This window comes from Methanosarcina siciliae T4/M (genome assembly GCF_000970085.1).
Lineage (GTDB): Archaea > Halobacteriota > Methanosarcinia > Methanosarcinales > Methanosarcinaceae > Methanosarcina > Methanosarcina siciliae.
In genome coordinates this window covers 325,773-346,508 of record NZ_CP009506.1, presented here as the reverse complement: position 1 = coordinate 346,508, position 20,736 = coordinate 325,773, and the positions used below count along the sequence as shown (strand labels likewise).

Below are 20,736 nucleotides of genomic sequence, written 5' to 3'. Positions count from 1 at the left end.
AAAAAGCAAGAAGCGGAGAAAAGAACTAAAGGAGAGTTGGGAAATGACGGAAGTAATAAATGCCAGGTGCTACGATCTGAAAAAAGAACAGGTCCTGGTCTGCGAGCAATGCGGCTTTGAACTAACAGTCGTAAACGAATGTGAGAAGGCCTGTGAAGGCGAGGGGTGCTGTCCCCTTCCACAGTTCATCTGCTGTAACGAGCCTATGAAACTGCGGACCTACTCCTGCTATGAACTGAAGAAAGGAGATTCTTTAGTATGTGAAAATTGTGGCTTTGAGCTGACGGTTGTAAAAGAATGCAGCCTAAGCTGCCTGACCGAGGGGTGCTGTGACCTTACAGAATTTGTTTGCTGTGGGAAGCAAATGAAAATCAAAAGAGAGGAGTAAAGCTCGTAGGACCCATCGCGAAATAACTCAGGCAGCTATTAATGCACCAGACAACTGTTTCATAAACAGGCTCATCTATTCGATTCCAAAAAAATTATTTGTTTTCTGAGTTATTTCGTAATATACCCTAAAAGTGAGATTCAGACCCCTAAAAACCTGATCCTGTTGGAGGGTCTCCTAATTATGAATATGCCCTATTCTAGAAAAATCAGGAATACTGGAGAATAAGAGAAAAGATGCATAAAATGCAGCTCCTGACTCATGATTGTTAACCGTTAGGGTAAAAAGCCTCAAAAATCTCAATACATAAAATAAAGGCTCAGGGCAACCACAAGCATCCCAGAAAACACTCCCAGGAAAGTCAGATGCTCATTTCCATACTTTATGGCGATTGGCAGCAGTTCATCAAAACATATAAAGACCATGACCCCGCCAACCGCAGCAAGCATGAGGAAGAGGGATTCCGGAGTCAGGAAGCGGAAAAGAAGAAAATATCCGATCCCCGCACCCAGGGGTTCGGTGAGCCCTGAAAAGAAAGAATAGGCAAAGGCTTTTTTCCGGCTGCCACTGGCATAGTAGATAGGAATCGAAACCGCAACCCCTTCAGGAATGTTATGGATTGCTATGGCTATTGCAACCGAAAACCCCAGATAAGTAGAACTGAGGGACGAAAACAGAACGGCCATGCCTTCGGGAAAGTTGTGCATGGCAATCCCCAATGCCGTTAACAAGCCCGTTTTCCTAAGATTGTGGTTTTCACTTATGGAAAAAGTGTTCCCGTCATGAAGAGTATCCATGTGGATGTGCTCGATCATACGGTCCAGAAGAAACATCCCGAAAATTCCCAGGAAAAAAGCAACATTTGCCTGGAAAAATCCCACCGTACCAACAGACTCAGCAAGTAGTTCCACGAAGGAGATATAAATCATGGCTCCCGCCGCAAAACCAAGTAGTACGGACAGCCATGAAAACTTCAGGTTGGGAACTAAAAAAGCTATAAGACTGCCCAAACCAGTAGAAATTCCTGCAAATGTTGTAAGAAAAAAAGCAGTTGTTACATCTGCCATGCCGCTTCCCCAATAAAGAAAATATGCGGGATAAGGTTTAAAAAAGATGTAGAAAAAAAGATCAAGGAATCAATATTCTGCAGAGATACCCGGTTCCGCAGAATATGAAGAATTGATTTGCCTTATCCCAAAAAAAATACGGCGGTTATATTGCGCCGTATTCCACCGGAGATTTAAAACTTCTTTTTCCTGAACCCCGGATAAATTCCCCCGGCTGCTATCACTGGACTGCTGAGAAGACTCCATTGCCTCCTGCATCAATTCCTTATATTTTTCTGCCGTTTCCTCATCAACAACACCCGGAACGGACATTACACCCTCAACGTATTCTTCAAGCAGGGAGTTTCCACAGGTATGGTGGCAGCCAGGGTTTTGAGGAGTTATAATTTGTGGGTGGGAATAAAGGGAGTAACTAAAGAAACCTTTGGGGGTAACTAAAGAAACTTTTAGATAAAACAATTCAACTTGCGCAGAGTCCGGAAAAAATTAATCTGAAGCGGATGTACCGGTTGAAGTAGCTGTATCACTTGAAGTGTTTCCTTCGGCGTCTTCAGGCACGTAAATCACTCTACCGTCAGCCAACTTATAAGCCGTTCCCAGAGCTTCACCTGTGCCTCCCCCGATATTGTCGGTCATGTTAAGGACTTCGATGGGTTTTCCCTGATCCTTGATGATTATCTTCATGTCTTCAGCTCCGGGATTTTTTACAATGGTAATATCCTCATTCGAGCTCAGAAGTTCGGGGAGGTGGTAAGACATCACAAGGGCTACGAGCAGTGCCACGGAAAAGACCATTGCAACATCAAAGAGGTTGGCAACCCCGGTCATGGGGTTTTGGTCTTCAGGGTCGTTTAAAAGCCCGGTCCGCCTGTATCTTCTGGATTTTCGCATAATATTCCTCCTATTTAAAAAGCAGTCAATTTCCGCTCTTCTCCTCAATGATATCCAGAATATAATCGATATCCGACATATCCTCCCAGTACCAGCGCCTCCTGACCTGGCTAAGCACATAGGCTATCCCGGCAGAAAAGAGCCCTACAACGGTAGTCGCAAAGGCGATCATCAGGTTCTGGGCAAGGGTTTCGAGGTCTCCCTGTGAAAGCCCTATCAGAGCAGGCCCTAGAGGGATAAGGGTCCCCATAAGCCCGAGCATGGGAGAAACAGTTGATATTATTTTAGTGTGCTCAAGGCGCTTTGCCATTTTTATCTCATATTCCTCGGAGAGCTTCCCGATTGCAGGAAAATTCTGTTCTTCAAGGTATTGTGCAGACTCTTTTGCAAAGGTCGTGACCAGGTAATTTTGTTTTATATTCAGAAGAGCCTTCGATGCTTCCGAAAAAGCCGAACTATGAAGACTTTGCCTGATTTTTTTGCAGCTAACTTCCAGGCTGTTCCGGTCCCTGCCCCGTTTTGAATATTCGGAAAGGAATTCTCCTAACTGAATAAGTGAAACAAAGACCAGGAGAGTCAGAAGGATCATTACCGGATACAATAAAGCCGACGAAAATACGTATATAGTCCGGAATAACAGATCCATATTGCTCATTGGTTAGACCTCACACGGTCAAGGAAAAAACCTGCAAGGATTATTATCCCGAAAGCCAGAAGGGGAAAAAGACCTGATTCTCCGGTTTGCATAGGAGCCAGGTTCATCTGTTTTGATTTCATGTAGGCAGGGATTAGCAGAGCTCCCAGAAGATAATAAATTCCGAGAAGCATCATGGCGCTTCCCATAGTTTCGGGGGTCTTACCACACCGGACTTTCCCGAACCTGAAAAGAAAAGAAGAAGCTACTACTGCAATAAAAAAAGCAATTCCTACAAGAAACCCTATTTTTATTCCGGAAAGGTTGAGGCTTTGTGAGAGAAGCATACAGGAGACCGCAATAGCCCCAAGGCAGACCGGGCAGGGCATTGATATGGCCAGGAAAGTATGTCTGGAAACATCTTTTCCTGAATTCCACTTTTTCTGGGTATAGATGCCAGCCCCTATGAGGAGCAAGGAGACAAGAACATGTATTCCCATACCCATTGCGGAAAGGCGCTCAAAAGCATCAAGGCTCAGGCGGTCAGCAACACTTCCGAATAGAAGAGCAAGAAAAAAGTAACTTCCGCCAATTGTAAGAATCTCTCGAGTAGTAATATTCGAAAATCCACAACCTAATCCAGTTTTAATTCCGAAGATAAAAATACCTATCAAAATACCGATAACAGTCAATGTCGAAGAGTCCATAAGTACCTTCTGAGCATCTATAGTAGAATTAAATAAAAACTGGCTTTTGGGTAATGATTGTTATCTTTTGAGGTAACAATGGCTATTGATTACATTTTTACAGAACAAAGTTTAAATCCCCGGTTGTCACCCCCATATGAACGAGAAAAAAATATGGAAAAAGGAATAAAAATAACCGGGAGAAGTTAATATAAAATAATTTTTAAAAAAATAAGATTGTATGGTACTGATAGCAAATGAGAATCGGAATTTAACAAAAATTATGCAACAATTAACTCTGTGAACCCGGGAGATTTTTCACGAAAGAAAGGAGAAAATGTGAAAAAATGAAAGTAAACTTGTCAAAAGGAATAATTGAATGGAAAGAATGAAAAAAGTAAAGAAAGTAAATTTGATAAAATATTTAAAAAAAAAAGATATCAATTGAAAGATCAATAAAGTAAATTTGTTAAAATTTAGGAAAAAAAAGAAAAGTATAAAAGTAAAGAGCATAGATTACTTGTATTAAGTAAGGCAATAATTATAAGTATTTGAGCTAATATAGAGGATCATCATGGTAGTCAGTACTAGAGGGATTAAAGAATGAATGGTGGCGGAGAAAACCTATTCAAAGCGATATCAAGCGACACACGCCTCTCAATTCTTGAAAGCCTGAGTGAAGGGGATAAACATATCTCAGGGATTGCAAGAGAAATCGGGATCTCCGTACCCGTTGCTGCAAAACACGTTAAAGTGCTTGAAAAAGCCAAACTTATAGAGCGGAAAAAATTCGGAAATACTCACATGATAGGCATAAAGTTGAACAATGTCTACTCTTTCCTGGACCGCTTTGCAGAAAACAAGAAACTTGAGGTAGAGGAAGGGACTAGTTTGCTTGAAGCCCTGAAAAGCGTAGCTGCCGTAGAGGTAAGGAAAATGGGAGACAGGACAAAAGTTGTCTCTACGGACGGGGAAGAGGGTTTTTATGTCTATGAAGTGGACGGAAAATTATCGGACAAAACTGTAGATGAATATGAGTTTTACGAAGATGCCATCGTTGAATGGAAGAAGCTAATTCCGGTCACGAAAAAAAGGTTGTTTGTGAATATAAAAAGATGAACCGGGTTGAAAAAAGATAAAAGAGGATAAAGCAGCTCCCACTGGAGCAGCTTTTACCAGAATATTTCTCTAGAGATACACTTATTTTAGAGATATACTATTTTTAGAGATTCACTCCTTTAACTTTGCCAGGACCCCAAGGTGGTCTTCGTGATAGGGCATAAGGTCCCTGGCAGCAAGGATTTCGAATCTGGATTCAAACGCCTGCTCAAGCTTTTTTACTTCTCCCTTGAAGATCTCCTTCGGGCTTGCCGCAGTATCGATGCTGCGGGCCTTAATCGAAAACAGGAGATATCCACCTTTATTCAAAAAACGTGCCGCGTTTCTTGCAGCGATTTCCGCCTGGTTGGGCTGGGCAACGTCCTGAAAGATAAGGTCCACGGGCTCAACGATATGAGCATAACTGCCCGGTTTTCCCGCATCGGAAAGAATAGGAAAAATGTTTTTGCGCCTGGAAGCAAGCCCTATGAAGTCGCGCATACTTCTTGGGGCAAATTCAACAGCATAAACGGCCCCCTCGGGAATAATATCGGAGACGTGGCTGACCGTTGTCCCGGAAGCTGCCCCCAGATAGAGAACCTTTGAATCTTTGCTCAGAGGAATATTGAACTTTTTTAGCACCATGGCTCCGAGCTTGCTCCTTCGAGGGTCCCAGGTCCGGTATTCAACCCCTTCAACCGAGATCAGCTTTTCTCCGTAAACCACTTTTCCGGGGTCAAGGTTCAGGGTAGCAAGCTGCCTTTTACCCTTTGTAATCTCGAAAATTCCCTCGGAAAGCAGTCTTATATCGGGCATTTACTTCCTCCTCTTCTTCTTTGGTTTTGCCCCGCCTTCCTGTTTCCTCTGAGGTGGCTTCGGGTTTGCAGCCCTGATCTTCCGGACTTTTTCTTCCAGTTCCCCTGCAAGGGAAAGGTCTTTTGTTGCAGAGTAAAAGTCAATTCTTGCAGCAAGGGAAATTTTTGCTGCAAGGGTTCTTGCAACTTTTCCTCTCACCCACCAGGGAGATGTATTGATAAGGGGATGGCTGTAGATCACTCCGTGCTTAGGGGATGGAGCCCGGGCCCGCAGGTGTTTGAAGAGAGCTTTATTTGCCCCTATTACCTGAATGGTACTTGAAGGAAAAGCAGCGAGTTTTTCAAGGCTGCCTGCAATACTTATGAGCCTTGCCCCGAGCATGGGGCCCGCAATCGTGGCCAGGTTGGGGGCGAGGGCTTCCATACTGCTCTCGATGTAAGCTTCTATCTGCTTTCGCCGGGAATAGAGACTGCGTACGCTTTCTGCAAAACCCTTAAGAAGCGCTTCATCTGTTGCTTCGAGTTTTGCCCCCATAGAATCCCTGGCTTTTAAGTAAAGCGGGTCATCAGGAAGGACATTTTCCCGGGAGCCGTATTTTACGATAAAAAGGGCAAGGGCTTCTCCGGTAAGCCCACTTTCGGGAAAATAACCCCCATACCACTCAAAAAGTCTTTCCGAAAGGGAATTGGTGGTTTCGTTGATGTCATCCAGAGCTTCTACCGCCTGGACTATGCGCTGGTCGGGGGTAAGAGCCTCTGAAACCTGGATTTTTGCAGCTTCCAGCGTTACTTCATGTAAAAGGGAATAATACTCCGAAAGAGAAACTACAAACCCGCATTCAAGGGCTGCAGCTTTCAGGTCAAAACCTTCAGGAGGGAGATTCTCCCTACTGCTCCTTAAAGAGAGAGAACGGAGCGCAAGCTCTCTTATGTCTTTGGGGAAAAGATCGGAGGCAAGGATTTCTCCGATACTACCGACCTCAAGGCTTCCAAACCAGGTGTTGATTTTCAATCGGAGCCTCCGAAGATGTCCGCACCCCGGTTCTTTGCTTTTGTAAGCATTACTTCTCCGCCAAGGGATTCGTCAAGCATACGCTGGACTTCCTTCTGGAGTTTTTTGCCTTCACCCTGACTCCCTACAATCCCGTAGACGACAGGCCCGAAAGAACTGACCCCTGAACCGCTGGCCCCGTTGTCCTGCATATATTTCATTGCCTTGAGCACGGGTTCGGGCTGAAGTTCTACTTCCCGCTTTTTAAAGCCCACAGTCTGGACATGGTCGATTGCCCTGCCGAAACTTTCCAGGTCCTCTTCGATTATCGCAGGGAGCATCTGCATGAGAATCACATGAGATACTTCCTGGACTTCCCGGAGAGGAACGGGACAGACTTTTTTGAAGATATCGACTTCTTCGGCATCATGGGCACCCTTGGTATCGGGAATTGCAAGGACGATATGCCAGTCAGGGAAGTCCCTTCTAAAAAGCACAGGACCCGGAGGCATATGGCTGGCTGCCGATGGAGAAAATGCCCCTTTATCCCTGAACCTGTGCCCGCCATCCAGGATAAAACCTCCATTTTCAAAAGCAGCAACCCCGATTCCTGAGGTTCCGCCTCGACCCACGGCAACTGCGAGTTCCCGGACACTTTTCCCAAGCCCGTAAATCTCATTTACGACTGTTGCTGCCGAGAGTGCAGCCTGGGTCCCAGAGCCAAGCCCTACGTGATCGGGAAGGTCCCTTATAATATGTATCCTGATGCCTTTCCCTTCCGGAAGCAGAGTTTTTGCTGCTTTTTCCATCCTGCCTGCGAGAAGAGAATCCCCTACAATTTCGACCGCATCAGCTTCAGTTGCCGAAATTTCCAGGCCGGGTGACTCGAGAGTAATCCCTACCCCACCATCGACCCTGCCGATCTCTGCATTGAGGTCGATAAGGGTAAGATGCAGTCTGGATGGAGACACTACATTAATCATGTTCATCTGTATCCTCATTGCTTATTCATAAAGCTTAGGAGTTTATCTTCGAACTACCCCGAAGTTTTTCCTTAACAATCGAATAAGTGAAAGATAAAGTTTTCCAGTTAAATATAAATTTAATGAATGGAAAAATCAGCGAATATATTTTTATACGGATCTCCGCGCTCCCCCGTAAATCCAGTAGTGTCTCCATAAACACGGGACATACGGAAAAGCTGCAGTCCCGACAGCGGCTGTAAACCGTTCCCAGAAGAGCATGTATAAACCCGCAAAGCATCCCCGTATCTGCGGGATCTGAAAGCCCGAAAGTAAGGTCAGCTTTCAGGTTCTTGATTTTTATTGCGGAAAGTGTGTCGGAAAACAGACGGAACAGAGGTTTTCGAAGGGCTTTGTAAGCTTCCAGGCCCCAGTGAAGTTTTTCCCTGGTGCTCATGCCTTTCTTTGCCTCAACCTCAACTTTCGGACCGGTTCCTTTTTTCCTTCTTAGCCGGGCAAATAGTCCTCTTTTCTCTTTGCCCCCGGTTTTTTCTTTCAACGTGATTTTTTCTTCAATCCCGGTTTTCTCTTTACCCCCTGGGATTAAAGTTTCCTCCTCAGGGGCCTTTCCTCCGTCCTCCCTATCTTTTTCCATCTGCATATTAAGTTCTGCTTTTAGAAGGTCTTCTTTTCTGCTTTCAGCCTGTTCAGATCCTCTTTTCCCCTGCGGAGTTCCGGTTTCTACGACCGTTTGTCTTTCTGATTCTGCTTCACCAGGCTCCGATTCCGGTACTTCGGGGAAGCATTTTTCTTCCCCGGGTTCTTTGATTGAAAACGTATGGGAAAAAAGCAGCCATTTTACAGTAAATATACCTCCCAGCTCTTTTTTTTCGTCCACACTCAGAACCTTGAGCTTGAAAGTGAGACCTATTGCTGTAAAAAGCACGAATAAAACAAGCAGAAAAACCAGAAGAAAGAGATAGATGACAAACATGCTAAACAAGTTGATGGAAAAAGCTAGCCCTGACTATCTGAAGACCCTAAAGTTTAATTCTGCTTCCTGGGAAATCCCTTAAAAAGGTTTAACCCGGAGGATTTACTGGAAACAGCCTCCTTTCTCTTCAGATTCCATATGTTCTTTAATTTCCGTTTTGCCGGCTTCCGAACCCTCTCCTTTTTTGTGTTTGCCGGTCTTGCCTTTGACCTTCTCCAGAATGTCAGGCACGACTTCCTGAAGGGAACTGAGGATTGCCCCTACATCACCTTTCTCAGAGATCCGGAAGATTTTTGCATCATCTTCGGAGAGCATAATAAACGCAACAGGCTCTATCTTCGCACCTGCACCTCCCCCGCCTCCATATCCGGATTCTTTCTCCTTCTTACCTTCCCCGCCTCCGCCTCCGAAACCCATTGTGAGTTTGGAAACAGGAATAATTGTTTTCCCGGCGGCTGTAATAGGATCTCCTACAACAGTTTTCGTAGTTGCGATTCTTTCAAGTTCACCTGCAATTTCTTTAATGGTTTCTTCTACGCCCATCTTTTTATCCCCCGATGTTTACGGTATCATTTGTTTATATGAATAATAAACGTTGTCCATCTTCATTAGATTTTCCATCTAGTCTCAATAAATATCAACTTCATTATATTTGAGTAATCCTGTAATGAAGATATGAGAAATATGGGAAAGAAGTTGCCCAGAGAGTGGTATGAAGAGAAAAGACACAAACTCAAGAATTCAACATCGTATGAAGAATAATTGCCCGCTCTCAGGGGCATACTATAAAATAAAAAGAAAAATGTTAGGACTACAAAAAAGGACAAGCTGGTCGAAAGCTGAGTGAAGATTTTGATACAGATAAATTGACAGGTGAAGGTTTCTCTTGCCACCTATTTTTCAGGTTTTCAGGCACGTAAGAACCCTTTAGATCAATACGTATTTTGTAACCCTATTATATAAAAGGGCTCCGGATTTCAACATCAGATGGCATATTTTATCTCTATTTAAAAGTATTAATCTAAACCAATATATTTATATCGTTTCAAATGATTCCCAATTTAATTAAAATCCTTAATATAAAGAAAGAAGTCTGTTTATAAAAAATAACTATGTTGACTAATAAAAGGTCAAAGACATACATCGTTAGAATTTAATAGAGGTTAAAGTGACCCCCAACAAATGGAATTTTATCCATAATACAGATTTCGCCCCCAATTTCTTGAATAAACGGAGGAATTAGAAATTAAAAATAGATTAACCTTTTCACTAATTGCTTTTCTCATTTTAATATTAATTTCAGGAATCGGAGCTGCGGATGAGTTCATCGTCCAGCCAGGAGATTCAATACAGGATTTTGTTGACAATGCAAGTTCAGGGGATGTAATAACCATTCAAGCCGGGACTTATACCGAGAATCTCAAAATATATACAGATAGCCTCACGATAAGATCGGAATCCGGAGACCCTGATGATACAATAATCAAAGCTAAAAGTTCAACAGACAATGCGACCTTTGTGGATGCAGACGGGGTCAAAATCAGCGGCATAACAGTTACCGCAGCAACCGGGTCCGGAGTCTCAGGAATCTGCCTTTCCGGATGCAGTAACTGTAGGGTTGAGAATAACAAACTCACAGGCGATTCTCAGGGAGTTTATCTTGAAAAATCCAGAAAATGTACCGTCTCGAATAATCTGGTAAAAGACAATAGAGCGTATGGAATTTATCTTTTGGGCTCCAGTATCAATAACATTTCCGGAAATACAGTTACCAATTCCGGACGAGGCATCTATATAGGCAACTCTGACGATAATACCATTTCAGGCAATACTGTAACTTCGAATAGTGTTTTAGGGCTCTATGAATGCAGCCTGTGCGATTATAATACCGTGTATAACAACTATTTCAATAACACCAGGGTAACCTTAAACGGCGGAACAGGTAATTCCTATAACATTACAAAAACCGAAGGCACCAATATAATTGGCGGCTCTTATCTGGGTGGAAACTACTGGGGAAAACCTGATGGAACGGGATTTTCCGATACGGCAAAGGATGAGGACGGAGACGGGATTTCCGATTCAGCATATGATATAAACAGCAAATATTCAGATTACCTCCCTCTTGTATACCCAACGCCTGAACCTGTGCCCCCTGTCGCAGACTTCAGCAGCAGTGTTGATTCGGGAGAGGCACCACTGGAGGTCACATTTACCGATAAGAGTACGGGATCTCCAACAGCCTGGAGCTGGGATTTGGGAGACGGAAACACTTCAACAGAACAGAACCCCGTACACACATATACCTCAGCAGGAAATTACACGGTAACGCTCACAGCAAGCAATGCGGACGGGGAATCTTCAAAAAAAGGGACGATAACTGTTCTTCAAAGTGTTGAACAGGTAGTTGCAGACTTCACCAGTAGTGCTGATTCGGGAGAGGCACCACTGGAGGTCACATTTACCGATAAGAGTACGGGATCTCCAACAGCCTGGAGCTGGGATTTGGGAGACGGAAACACTTCAACAGAACAGAACCCCGTACACACATATACCTCAGCAGGAAATTACACGGTAACGCTCACAGCAAGCAATGCGGACGGAGAATCTTCAAAAGAAGGGACGGTGACTGTCCTTCAAAACCCTGAACTGGTACTTCCTGCTGCAGACTTCAGTGCAAATGTCACCAGCGGTTATTACCCTCTTACAGTCCTATTTACCGACAATTCGCAAAACGCAACAGGTAGGAGCTGGGACGTTAACGGTGACGGAATTGAAGATTCTAATGAATCCAGCTTTGTTTATACGTACAGTTCCAGAGGGACTTACGAAGCTAAACTGACCGCAACCAATGAAAACGGCACGGACACAAAAACTATGGAAATAGATGTAAAGAAGAAGAGCAGCGGAGGAAGCAGCAGTGGAGGTGGAGGTGGGGGAGGGGGATCCCCCGAACCTGCAAGAAACGTTGAAACTAAAGAGCTTGCTCAGGTCTTTATCATAAACGGCAACGCTGTGAAGTTTGATTTCACAAAGAATGCAACCTGTGTTGCTTATGTCGGGTTCGATGCGATCAGAAACGCAGGCAAAACCACGACTATTGTCGAACAATTAAAAACGAAATCCACTCTTGTTTCGGAGCTGTCCAAAGGAGAGGTCTATAAGTACTTTAACGTCTGGGTAGGAAACAGCGGGTATGCGACCTCGAAGAACATAGAAAACCCGGTGGTCTGCTTCAAGGTTGAAAAGTCCTGGCTGCAAAATGAAAGTATAGATCAGGATTCGATTATCCTTAACAGGTATGGTGATGAGAAAAACTGGGAGCAGCTTACAGCCAACCTGACAGCTGAAGATGATGACTACCTCTACTACACAGCCAACGTCTCAGGGTTCTCTTTCTTTGCGGTAACGGGTACGGCTACAAAGCAGATTGAGGAAGGAAATAAACAGATTCCTGCCGAAGAAAGATCAATAGATGATGTTCAATCAGAAAAGGAAGAGACTGAAGCAGCCGAATCGAATGAGAGCATCATGGACTTTAATACCATAACCATATTAAGTATAGTAACCGTGATCGGATTTCTAGGGCTGGCTGGACTGATGCTTAAGAATATGAAGGAATGATAAGTTAGAGCTTTTCTGCAAGACTTCCGAACTCCACCCTACCTGAAACCGGAGACTCTTGCCCCTCTTTTCCATTCCTTTTTGTTCCTTTTTCCTTTTTTTCTGATTTGCAAGGAACTAGATTTGCAAAAAAATCTTCTACAAGACTTCCGACGTCCCTTGGAGCTACATCCAGAAACTCCTTACTTTCCTCGGGAGGGAAATATCCAAAAACCGAAAACTTACCCAGCTTACGAATCTGAGAACCCTGGTAGCGGGCATCAAGGAGAATCCTTACCCCGAAATCTCCAGGGGAGCGGACGATTCTTCCCATTGCCTGCCTGACCTTCCTTATAGTTGGCACCTGGACTGCAAACTCCCAGCCGTCCCCACAGCCAAAAACAGCATCATAAGCTGACTCCACAGCTTTTATTCTATCGTTCAGAGCCGGGTATCCAACCCCCACAACAATCACGGTCCTGCCGCGAGAGTCCCGGAAATCAACACCTTCACTCAGGGTTCCCCAGAGATAGGTTATGAGTACGGCTTTTCCTCCCTGCTCCCCTATTTTGAAAAACTTCTGCCTGATTTCCTGGGCTGAGACTCCGACCTCGTCAAGGAAAACAGGGACTGAAAGCTCTGGTTCAAGGAGTTTTTTATAGCGGTGGGCTTCCGCAGAACTCTGGAAATAAATGATCACATTTCCCAGCGATGCAGCCGTAGCAGAAAGAAGCGCTTCTTTCAAACTTTCCAGGGTTTCGGGGCTGTCCCTGTTTTTTGCGAAGAGGGGAGGGACCGAAACCACAAGAGTCAGCCTTTTTTCCTGTGGAAAAGTAGTCCCGTAGGTAATTTCTTCTACTTCCCGGGTAATGCCCAGCGTGGATTTGATCATCTCGAAAGGCCGGAGAGTAGCTGACATAAGCACAGCCGAATAGACGGAATCAAGCAAAGGCTGGGTCACATTTTTGGGAATACAGGTGAAAAGTTCAAGCCTTCCGACTGCCCTGTTGCTTTTGAAGTCCCTGCGCATGTTCAGGATCGGATAATAGTTCTGCCTGTCCGAAAGCACAAGATAGGAAGAAAGGAAATCAGCAACATACCGTATCTGGGAACGTTTGGGCACGGGAAGCAGTCCTTTTTTGTAATTTTCGGCATAGACATCTTCCAGCCGGGCTCCGAATTCCCCGATTTCTCGCAGCCGGGTCAGCACTTTTTCTTCGTCTGCAAACCCTTCTTTCTTTGCATCCCGCAAAAAACGAGCTTTCAGGACGTCAAGGCGCTCATAAGGGTCGCTGATCTGGATGTCCTGCCAGTGTTTCCCAAGCCTGTTTCTCTCCCCGAATTTCAGCTTTGAGTTGTAGGTCTCCCTGACTGCGGCGAGAAGGCAGGAAAAGAGCCTTTTTGCATAAAGACGGGAGGCATAGTCCTGGTCAAGAGGAATCCCGAGCCCCTGTCCGGAGCCTGTCCCGGGCGCACCTGTACCTGCTCCGAATACCGGAGAGTTGTCAGGTTCGGGAATTTCCCCTACCTCGGAAAGGGCTTTTTCAATGGTCAGCTCGGAGAGCGTTATGGAGGAATGAGACCTGGCAGAAGCCTCGATGTTGTGGGCCTCGTCAAAGATCAGAATAATATCTTCAGGGTCTCGCTCAAGCCATTTAAGGAGAGTCATGAAGATGTCAGCATTGAGTACGTGATGGAAATTGCAGATAAGAAGCTCCGTATTTTTTAGTTCCTTTTTGAGCAGCTCGTACCCGCACATACCTCTATCCTCCGCATATTCCATAATCTCCTCGGGGCTTCTTACGTCCGAAAAGAGCCAGGAAGAAAACTCGTTTCCTTCGAACCTGAGAACCTCATAAAGCTTTGAGCAGGAGTGACCCCTCAGAGACCGGGCCTTTTTTCGGGCTTCTTCGAGTTCTTTTTCAAGCTCGGTCCTGAGGGCGTAAAGGGCAGGGTCTTTTGTCCGTTTGTATTTTTCGTAGGCGTCCTTGAGATCTTTTTCCTTTGAAGAGATCTCACGCTCAAACTCAAGCAGATCATAGGTGTTTTCCCCTTTCAGCCTGCACTCCTCGTAGTCGAGGTTATCGGGACACATAGAGGTCTTGCCCTTGAAAACAGTTGTTTTTATGCTGTTGTCCCTGTTGATGTCCCTGGCTTCGTGGATGAACTGGACCATCTGCTGGTGGACATTCGTGACTATGATTACGGCCTTGTTGAGCTTCCTGCCCACATGAAGGGCAGGAGCAAGGGAGCTCAGGGTCTTGCCTGTCCCGCAAGCCCCTTCAAAAAGTACGATTTTCTGATTCAGGAGAGCAGAGTGAATCTTCTCCATGGCTTCTGCCTGGTTAGGGTAGCAGCTTTTTTTTGTAAAGTACCTCATGTATCCGTTCTTCTGTTCCATGCGCTTAACCCTGTTTTTTGTCTCTGAGATTTAAAAATTTCCAGATCCTGAGCCCTTCATCAGGCTCCCTTAAATCTTTTTTGTCCCTTCTTTAGCCCTTACTTTTTTAACCCTTACTTTCTTTAGCCCTTATACCCACATAAATTCAAGCCTGTACAAATCAAACAAAAGGAATATTGCAAAGTTCAGAGCCCCATACTTTTTTCATCCAGATAAATGTAGGAGCCTCAACTTATGCAGGCGTACGAGTGGAAGGCTTATGTACTTGTTGAGTTGTATATTCCTACCTGTAAAGTGGTATTATTTATACCTGTTTGGGGAAGGGTTTCTCATTGTATTGGCAGCCGAATGTATTTTTCGGAGATTCTTCTGAAGTTTTAATCCCGGTTTTCCCTGGATACCGACCTGTCGCCAATACATCCCTAGATAAACCTTATATTATATAGGTGATTTTGAGAGTATTCATAACCCAATATAAAAGAAGAATATATGAAAAAGTTAGAGGAATTTTCAGGTGGACGAAAGAAGTCAGATGCTTGCAAACGAGAAAATAAGTAAACTTCTCCTTAGACTTTCAGTGCCAGCAATGGTAGGAATGCTGGTGCAGGCTTTTTATAACCTCGTAGATACGATATTTGTAGGTCATGCCTATGGGGTAGACAGTATCCAGGCTATCGGCGGAATTGCCGTAGCTTTCCCAATCCAGATGGTAGGGATGGCTGTAAGCCTTGCTATAGGGATAGGAGGTTCATCCATAATCTCCCGCCGCATGGGAGAAAGGGATATGAAAAAAGCCAATAAAACCTTTTCAAACCTGATATTCCTGTCCATTCTTTCAAGCCTCCTGATTACGGGAGCCGGGATTTATTTCATAGTTCCCCTCCTGAAACTATTCGGAGCTACGGACACTATTCTTCCCTACTCCCTCGAATATCTGGAAGTAATCCTTTGGGGTACAGTACTTTTTTCCCTTGCAATGGTGACAAATTCCGTTGCCCGTTCCGAGGGGAATGCAAAGGTCGCCATGAACTCCATGATGATGGCAGGAGGCCTGAACATAATACTCGACCCCATCTTTATTTTTGGTTTCGGGATGGGAATCAGGGGAGCTGCCGTCGCAACGGTCCTGGCCCAGGGAATAGGAGTACTTTACATTGCCCGGTACTTCCTGAGCGGGAAAAGTATACTCAGGTTTCATCCTGCTGACCTCAAGCCGGAAAGCAAAATCATAAAAGAAGTCCTGGCAATAGGAGCGTCTCCCTTTGCACGCAATGTATCAAGCAGCTTCATGGTAATAATCCTGAACAACCTCCTCGTCTTCTACGGAGGAGACATAGCCATTGCCGTTTTCGGGATCATTAACAGGCTCATGATGTTTACCTTTATGCCCATGTTCGGAATTATCCAGGGCCTCCAGCCGATTGTAGGTTTCAACTACGGAGCCAGAAACTTTGAGCGTGTCAAAGAGTCGGTAAAGCTTGCTATCATTATCACCACAGGCATGTCCATTGCAGGTTTCCTGGTACTCTACCTGTTCCCGGAGCAGCTTTTCGGAATTTTCAGCGGAGACCACCAGCTGATAGTCGAAGGAAAAAACGCCGTAAGAATTGTAGTGCTGGCAACTCCCCTGGTAGGCTTTCAGGTCGTCGGAGGAGCTCTTTACCAGGCTCTCGGAAAAGCGAGACCCTCACTGTTTTTATCCATGTGCAGACAGGTGCTTTTCCTGATCCCCCTCGTGCTCATACTCCCGAAATATCTGGACCTATCCGGGGTCTGGGCAGCTTTCCCTCTTGCAGATACCCTGGCTTTTGCGGTAACCCTGATCATGGTTATCCGGGAGTTCAAACTGCTTGCTGAGAAAGGAGAAAATATGAGAAACGACCCTCTGAGAAACGACCCGCTCGCAGGGAATTAACCTGCTTTCGGAATTTCCCTTTTTTTAAATTACCTGCTGATAAAAAACAGTTACTATGAAAGCCTCTCAGAGGTTTTTACTCCCTCATTTTTACCAAGAATGCATTCCCTGCCGAGGTAGCCGTTTCCCCATTCACAGAGCGCTTCAAGGACCGGAATTACGGTTTTCCCAAATTCGGTAAGAGAGTATTCAACCCGGGGCGGGATCTCGGGATAGACCTCCCTGAAAACAAGCCCGTCGGCTTCAAGTTCCCGAAGCTGTTTTGTAAGCATTTTGGGAGAAATACCCTGCATATTCTGCCGCAGTCCTGAAAAACGCAGTTTCTCTGCTCTCAACTGCCAGAGGATAAGGGGTTTCCATTTGCCCCCTATGACATCAAGGGTAGCTTCCACGGGGCATTGATAATGTTTTTTGTTGTTCCTCTCACTAACCATAAAACCTCATTCTATCCTTTTTGTTACTAAGTATCCGGATTGTATGTATGGTATATAAGTATAGTAGTCGCAAATAAAATAGCAGCAAGCGTAGATTACGTAATGCAAAAAGAATATTAAATCAGTTGAAAGGTGTGAACAAAATGAAAGTCATAGGTATTGTTGGAAGTCCCCGAAAGAACGGAAACACAAATACGCTGGTCCAGCAGGTCCTCGACGGCGCGGCCGAAGCAGGGGCTGAAACCCGGAACTTCTTCCTCAACGAGATGGACTACAAAGGCTGCCAGGGCTGTAACTACTGCAAAGCCAATGACAAATGCAAGCTTGAAGACGACCTTGTGGAGCTTTTCGATGAACTGTTAGCAGCTGACGGAGTTGTCTTTGGATCCCCTATTTACTTCGGCCAGTTTACAGGCCAGATGCGGCTTTTCCTTGACCGCTGCTACTCTCTCATAAACGCAGACTTCTCCTCCCGCGTCCCGGCCGGAAAAAAGGCCGTAATCATAGGAGCCCAGGGAGCCCCTGAAGCTGCAGCTTTCAAAGGGGTCTTTGAGGAGTTTGCGGGGCAGATCTCAAACTTCATGGGCATGGAAGTAAAGGATACGATAGTAGGAATCGGATACCACGCCCCCGGAGAAGTAAAGAACGATGCAGAACTTATGGAAAAAGCAAAAACCGCAGGTTTAAACCTGTTAAAATAAGCAGAAGCTAAAGAAAAAAAAATCAAAGATGCGCTGGCACACCCCGCGATAAAAAACGGGACATGTTCGCGCTCTCATTCTAATGCCGCAAATCTATACTTATTGATTCCCGGACATATTGATAGGCTAAATATTCGAATTCGTAGAAAAAATAGTAGAAGAAATAGTAGAAAAAAGTAGTAAAAAAACGGCCCCCTGTGGCAATAAGGAATTATAAAGAAGGGATGGACCACGACTGAAGATCTGAAAAAAGCCCTCCTCCAGAAATGTGAAAGTATGGATATACCCATGGTCGGGGTTGCCGGTATTGAGAGGTGGAATAACCCTCCTTTTTTGCCGTGGATGCCTGAAGAATTCTATCCTCAATCCATATATCCGGAAGCAAAATCAGTGATAGTTATCGGGTTGCCGATTCCTCTGCCGGTGCTTGAGGCATCCCCCTCGATATATTACCGTGAACTGTACAATACCGTAAATACCTTACTGGATCAATACACATATCGACTTGCCAATTTCCTGACCGAGAAAGGATACCCGTCTATTTTCGTACCGAGAGACGGGTATGGGAACGTTCAGGTACTTCTGGAAACCCCGATTGCATTCTTTTCTCACAGGCATGCTGCTTTGCTCGCCGGCCATGGAACCTTTGGGGTAAATAATACGATCCTTACACCGGAATATGGCCCCAGGGTCCGCTTCGGTTCAATTCTGTCCACCGCCGAACTTCCTCAAGATCCGATGCTGGAGACTCAGCTTTGCACCCGCTGTATGCGTTGTGTAAAGATGTGCCCGGCAAATGCTCTGAACGAGGAAGATTACCCCGACGGACTAACCGACAGGAAAGCCTGTTCTTCTTATAGTGCCGAGTTAAACAAACGTTACATTTCACCGTGCGGAATATGTATCAAGGTATGTCCTGTAGGAAACGATCGAGTGCTATATAAAAGGGACAACGATGCAATATATGTAGATAAGGACCGTTTTGCCAACCACCATAAAGCCTGGAAGCATGTCAGGTCTTATGGCGGAAAAAATCCGTAATTACCTGAATTCAATAAACAGGTAAAGACAGTAAAACAGGGGGTGAGAGAGAACTGCAGAGGTATTTTCTCACCCGGGTCTTTCAGGAATGAACAGGAGGAGTCTGAACATGGAAACTCTTGAAGCAATCCACACTCGCAGAAGTATCCGAAAATACACTGACAGGCCAGTTCCGAAGGAGCTTGTAACCGAACTGTTGAGAGCCGCAATGAGTGCTCCGTCCGCAGTTAATGCCCAGCCCTGGGTTTTCATTGTAATTGATGACCGGAAAATCCTCGACGAGATTCCCACATTCAGCCCCTATGCCGGCATGTGCAGGAAAGCCACTCTTGCAATCCTGGTCTGCGGAGATACGACCCGGGAAAAAGCTCCAGGGTACTGGGCTCAGGACTGCTCGGCAGCCATTCAGAACCTCCTGCTTGCAGCTCATGATGCAGGGCTCGGAGCGGTCTGGACAGGGATTTTCCCCATGACAGATAGGGTTAAAGGTTTCAGGAAAACTTTCGGACTGCCGGACCATGTATTTCCCCTGGGGCTTGTACCTGTCGGCTATCCTGCCGAGAAACCCGGACCTCGGGACAGGTACAGGGAAGAGAAAGTTTACCACAACAGGTACGGCCAGAAAAGAGAATGAGGAATAGGGAGAGATAAATAATGAAAGGGGAGAGATAAATAATGAAAGTCGTTGCATTTAACGGGAGCCCGCGAAAGGAAGGCAATACAGTCACTCTCATAAAACACGTCCTTGCCGAGCTTGAAAAGGAAGGAATCGAAACCGAAATGGTGCAGATCGGGGGAAAAAGCGTCCACGGCTGTACAGCCTGTGCAAAATGCTATGAAAACAAAGACAAAATGTGTGTAATTGACAAAGACATTGTCAATGAATGTATTGAAAAAATGCTTGAAGCCGACGGCATAATCCTTGCTTCGCCCACATATTTCTCAGACCTGACCCCTGAACTTAAAGCCCTTATAGACAGGGCAGGCTTTGTCGCCAAAGCCAATAACGAAATGTTCAGGTATAAAGTGGGTGCGGCCGTTGTTGCGGTAAGGAGAGCCGGGGCGATCCATGTTTTTGATTCCATCAACCATTTCTTCACGATTTCCCAGATGATAATCCCGGGAGCCAGTTACTGGAACATTGGGATAGGACTTGCTGAGGGGGATGTCGAAAAAGATGAAGAGGGTGTCCGGACCATGCAGGTGCTGGGCCGGAACATGGCGTGGCTACTGAAGAAAGTAAACGCATAACTCTACGAAAGAGGGAGCCTTACTTTTTTATTCCGGGAAACGAATTCCATAGTTAGAATAAGGGGGAATAAAATGAAAGTTTTGTACGTTTACGCACACCAGGAACCGAAATCCTTTAACGCTGCCCTGAAAGAAACAGCTCTTGCTGCCCTGAAGGAAAAAGGCCACGAAGTAAAACTGTCAGACCTTTACGCAATGAACTTCAATCCCGTACTTACCGGGGAGGACTTCACGGATCGGAAAAAGCCGGATGTTTTCAAGCCTTTCCTCGAGGCGATTCAAGCCTCAAAAACAGGAGCTTTTGCTCCCGATATACTGGCTGAGATGGAGAAAGTAAAATGGGCCGACCTCCTCATCTTTCAGTTCCCGATTTACTTCACATCCATGCCTGCGATCCTTAAAGGCTGGATAGACAGAGTTCTTGCTCCGGGCTTTGGCTTCAATCCTCTCATAAACAGCGCCTACGAGACCGGGCTCCTGAAAGGAAAAACTGCAATGATCACCACCACCACAGGGGCTTCGGAGGAATGGTATTCCGAAGGAGGGGAGCACGGAGACCTGAACAGGCACCTTGAATCGGTTACCCACTGCGTTTTTGAGTATATGGGGATGAAGGTACTGCCGTCCCATATTATCTACGAGGTGAGCAGCCTTTCAAAGGAAAGAGGGGCAGAGAAACTCGGTAAATACAGAAAGAGAATCTCAGAACTATAAATAGGGAAGAAAACGCTTTTTTTACTTTTTTGAAATATCAGTAAGTGGAGACGGCACGAACCATCAACTACTTTTTAATTATATTTATGAGAGGGTTTTTTATAAAAAGGTTTATTAACCGTTGTGCGAGATCAGACATAACATTAAACT

At 45.2% G+C, this 20,736-nt stretch carries 21 protein-coding genes; 9 read left to right on the top strand and 12 right to left on the bottom strand.

Annotated features, from left to right (window positions below; all coding sequences use genetic code 11):
* The first annotated feature begins 43 nt into the window (after positions 1-43).
* Positions 44-388, top strand: coding sequence for a hypothetical protein (locus MSSIT_RS01610; RefSeq protein ID WP_048169455.1), 345 nt, complete (start codon positions 44-46; stop codon positions 386-388).
* 299 nt (positions 389-687) lie between these two features.
* Here MSSIT_RS01610 and zupT read toward each other — a convergent pair whose 3' ends face one another.
* The 5 genes from zupT to MSSIT_RS01585 all read right to left on the bottom strand — a co-directional run bounded on the left by zupT (position 688) and on the right by MSSIT_RS01585 (position 3,687).
* Positions 688-1,455, bottom strand: a complete 768-nt coding sequence (zupT, locus tag MSSIT_RS01605) for a zinc transporter ZupT (protein WP_048169454.1) — start codon at positions 1,453-1,455, stop codon at positions 688-690.
* 69 nt (positions 1,456-1,524) lie between these two features.
* Positions 1,525-1,914 carry a hypothetical protein gene (locus tag MSSIT_RS22730; protein WP_156158767.1) on the bottom strand — a complete coding sequence of 130 codons (390 nt, stop codon included), beginning with the start codon at positions 1,912-1,914 and terminating at the stop codon, positions 1,525-1,527.
* A 27-nt stretch (positions 1,915-1,941) separates the two neighbouring features.
* Positions 1,942-2,346 (bottom strand): DUF2149 domain-containing protein, encoded by a 405-nt coding sequence (locus MSSIT_RS01595; RefSeq protein ID WP_048169452.1) that lies wholly within the window; start codon positions 2,344-2,346, stop codon positions 1,942-1,944.
* Positions 2,347-2,371: 25 nt separating this feature from the next.
* On the bottom strand, positions 2,372-3,001 hold the full coding sequence (locus MSSIT_RS01590; RefSeq protein WP_048169451.1) for a MotA/TolQ/ExbB proton channel family protein: 630 nt from the start codon (positions 2,999-3,001) through the stop codon (positions 2,372-2,374).
* A complete protein-coding gene (locus MSSIT_RS01585; RefSeq protein ID WP_048169448.1) occupies positions 2,998-3,687 on the bottom strand; it encodes a DUF2162 domain-containing protein in 690 nt (229 codons plus the stop codon). Before MSSIT_RS01585 ends, MSSIT_RS01590 begins: the two co-directional genes overlap by 4 nt.
* A gap of 582 nt (positions 3,688-4,269) precedes the next feature.
* Here MSSIT_RS01585 and MSSIT_RS01580 point away from each other — a divergent pair.
* Positions 4,270-4,785, top strand: a complete 516-nt coding sequence (locus MSSIT_RS01580; protein WP_048169446.1) for a winged helix-turn-helix domain-containing protein — start codon at positions 4,270-4,272, stop codon at positions 4,783-4,785.
* A gap of 111 nt (positions 4,786-4,896) precedes the next feature.
* On the opposite strand, the gene MSSIT_RS01575 is transcribed toward MSSIT_RS01580, so the two are convergent.
* The 5 genes from MSSIT_RS01575 to MSSIT_RS01555 all read right to left on the bottom strand — a co-directional run bounded on the left by MSSIT_RS01575 (position 4,897) and on the right by MSSIT_RS01555 (position 9,069).
* Positions 4,897-5,580, bottom strand: a complete 684-nt coding sequence (locus MSSIT_RS01575; protein ID WP_048169444.1) for a fibrillarin-like rRNA/tRNA 2'-O-methyltransferase — start codon at positions 5,578-5,580, stop codon at positions 4,897-4,899.
* Positions 5,581-6,591, bottom strand: coding sequence for an NOP5/NOP56 family protein (locus MSSIT_RS01570; RefSeq protein ID WP_048169441.1), 1,011 nt, complete (start codon positions 6,589-6,591; stop codon positions 5,581-5,583).
* Positions 6,588-7,553, bottom strand: coding sequence for a beta-ribofuranosylaminobenzene 5'-phosphate synthase (locus tag MSSIT_RS01565; protein WP_048174423.1), 966 nt, complete (start codon positions 7,551-7,553; stop codon positions 6,588-6,590). Before MSSIT_RS01565 ends, MSSIT_RS01570 begins: the two co-directional genes overlap by 4 nt.
* A gap of 34 nt (positions 7,554-7,587) precedes the next feature.
* Positions 7,588-8,526, bottom strand: coding sequence for a DUF2953 domain-containing protein (locus MSSIT_RS01560; RefSeq protein ID WP_048169439.1), 939 nt, complete (start codon positions 8,524-8,526; stop codon positions 7,588-7,590).
* Between the two features lie 102 nt (positions 8,527-8,628).
* Positions 8,629-9,069: a GerW family sporulation protein gene (locus MSSIT_RS01555; RefSeq protein ID WP_048169437.1), complete on the bottom strand. Its 441-nt coding sequence runs from the start codon at positions 9,067-9,069 to the stop codon at positions 8,629-8,631.
* Positions 9,070-9,771: 702 nt separating this feature from the next.
* Between MSSIT_RS01555 and MSSIT_RS01550 the strand changes: the two genes are divergently transcribed.
* Positions 9,772-12,150, top strand: coding sequence for a PGF-pre-PGF domain-containing protein (locus MSSIT_RS01550; RefSeq protein WP_197080364.1), 2,379 nt, complete (start codon positions 9,772-9,774; stop codon positions 12,148-12,150).
* A 4-nt stretch (positions 12,151-12,154) separates the two neighbouring features.
* Here MSSIT_RS01550 and MSSIT_RS01545 read toward each other — a convergent pair whose 3' ends face one another.
* Positions 12,155-14,530: an ATP-dependent DNA helicase gene (locus MSSIT_RS01545; protein WP_048169433.1), complete on the bottom strand. Its 2,376-nt coding sequence runs from the start codon at positions 14,528-14,530 to the stop codon at positions 12,155-12,157.
* Positions 14,531-15,044: 514 nt separating this feature from the next.
* On the opposite strand from MSSIT_RS01545, the gene MSSIT_RS01540 reads away from it, so the two are divergent.
* On the top strand, positions 15,045-16,445 hold the full coding sequence (locus tag MSSIT_RS01540) for an MATE family efflux transporter (RefSeq protein ID WP_048169431.1): 1,401 nt from the start codon (positions 15,045-15,047) through the stop codon (positions 16,443-16,445).
* Positions 16,446-16,498: 53 nt separating this feature from the next.
* On the opposite strand, the gene MSSIT_RS01535 is transcribed toward MSSIT_RS01540, so the two are convergent.
* Positions 16,499-16,879 carry a winged helix-turn-helix transcriptional regulator gene (locus MSSIT_RS01535; RefSeq protein ID WP_048169429.1) on the bottom strand — a complete coding sequence of 127 codons (381 nt, stop codon included), beginning with the start codon at positions 16,877-16,879 and terminating at the stop codon, positions 16,499-16,501.
* Between the two features lie 143 nt (positions 16,880-17,022).
* Between MSSIT_RS01535 and MSSIT_RS01530 the strand changes: the two genes are divergently transcribed.
* The 5 genes from MSSIT_RS01530 (at position 17,023) to MSSIT_RS01510 (ending at position 20,586) form a co-directional block, all read left to right on the top strand.
* Entirely contained in the window at positions 17,023-17,580 is a 558-nt protein-coding gene (locus MSSIT_RS01530; protein WP_048169427.1) for a flavodoxin family protein, read from the top strand.
* A 276-nt stretch (positions 17,581-17,856) separates the two neighbouring features.
* Positions 17,857-18,621 (top strand): epoxyqueuosine reductase, encoded by a 765-nt coding sequence (locus tag MSSIT_RS01525; RefSeq protein WP_048169426.1) that lies wholly within the window; start codon positions 17,857-17,859, stop codon positions 18,619-18,621.
* 109 nt (positions 18,622-18,730) lie between these two features.
* Positions 18,731-19,255 carry a nitroreductase family protein gene (locus tag MSSIT_RS01520; protein WP_048169424.1) on the top strand — a complete coding sequence of 175 codons (525 nt, stop codon included), beginning with the start codon at positions 18,731-18,733 and terminating at the stop codon, positions 19,253-19,255.
* A gap of 41 nt (positions 19,256-19,296) precedes the next feature.
* Positions 19,297-19,872, top strand: coding sequence for a flavodoxin family protein (locus tag MSSIT_RS01515; protein WP_048169422.1), 576 nt, complete (start codon positions 19,297-19,299; stop codon positions 19,870-19,872).
* Between the two features lie 72 nt (positions 19,873-19,944).
* Complete coding sequence (locus MSSIT_RS01510) at positions 19,945-20,586, top strand: NAD(P)H-dependent oxidoreductase (RefSeq protein WP_048169420.1); 642 nt, start codon at positions 19,945-19,947, stop codon at positions 20,584-20,586.
* Positions 20,587-20,736: the final 150 nt, after the last annotated feature.

Coding starts and splice junctions, on each gene's coding strand:
- MSSIT_RS01565 (WP_048174423.1), bottom strand. CDS start 7,553: ATGATTAATGTAGTGTCTCCATCCAGACTGCATCTTACCCTTATCGAC.
- MSSIT_RS01520 (WP_048169424.1), top strand. CDS start 18,731: ATGGAAACTCTTGAAGCAATCCACACTCGCAGAAGTATCCGAAAATAC.
- MSSIT_RS01530 (WP_048169427.1), top strand. CDS start 17,023: ATGAAAGTCATAGGTATTGTTGGAAGTCCCCGAAAGAACGGAAACACA.
- MSSIT_RS01575 (WP_048169444.1), bottom strand. CDS start 5,580: ATGCCCGATATAAGACTGCTTTCCGAGGGAATTTTCGAGATTACAAAG.
- MSSIT_RS01590 (WP_048169451.1), bottom strand. CDS start 3,001: ATGAGCAATATGGATCTGTTATTCCGGACTATATACGTATTTTCGTCG.
- MSSIT_RS01555 (WP_048169437.1), bottom strand. CDS start 9,069: ATGGGCGTAGAAGAAACCATTAAAGAAATTGCAGGTGAACTTGAAAGA.
- MSSIT_RS01595 (WP_048169452.1), bottom strand. CDS start 2,346: ATGCGAAAATCCAGAAGATACAGGCGGACCGGGCTTTTAAACGACCCT.
- MSSIT_RS01585 (WP_048169448.1), bottom strand. CDS start 3,687: ATGGACTCTTCGACATTGACTGTTATCGGTATTTTGATAGGTATTTTT.
- MSSIT_RS01535 (WP_048169429.1), bottom strand. CDS start 16,879: ATGGTTAGTGAGAGGAACAACAAAAAACATTATCAATGCCCCGTGGAA.
- MSSIT_RS01560 (WP_048169439.1), bottom strand. CDS start 8,526: ATGTTTGTCATCTATCTCTTTCTTCTGGTTTTTCTGCTTGTTTTATTC.
- MSSIT_RS01525 (WP_048169426.1), top strand. CDS start 17,857: ATGGATATACCCATGGTCGGGGTTGCCGGTATTGAGAGGTGGAATAAC.
- MSSIT_RS01515 (WP_048169422.1), top strand. CDS start 19,297: ATGAAAGTCGTTGCATTTAACGGGAGCCCGCGAAAGGAAGGCAATACA.
- MSSIT_RS01610 (WP_048169455.1), top strand. CDS start 44: ATGACGGAAGTAATAAATGCCAGGTGCTACGATCTGAAAAAAGAACAG.
- MSSIT_RS01580 (WP_048169446.1), top strand. CDS start 4,270: ATGAATGGTGGCGGAGAAAACCTATTCAAAGCGATATCAAGCGACACA.
- MSSIT_RS01545 (WP_048169433.1), bottom strand. CDS start 14,530: ATGGAACAGAAGAACGGATACATGAGGTACTTTACAAAAAAAAGCTGC.
- MSSIT_RS01510 (WP_048169420.1), top strand. CDS start 19,945: ATGAAAGTTTTGTACGTTTACGCACACCAGGAACCGAAATCCTTTAAC.
- zupT (WP_048169454.1), bottom strand. CDS start 1,455: ATGGCAGATGTAACAACTGCTTTTTTTCTTACAACATTTGCAGGAATT.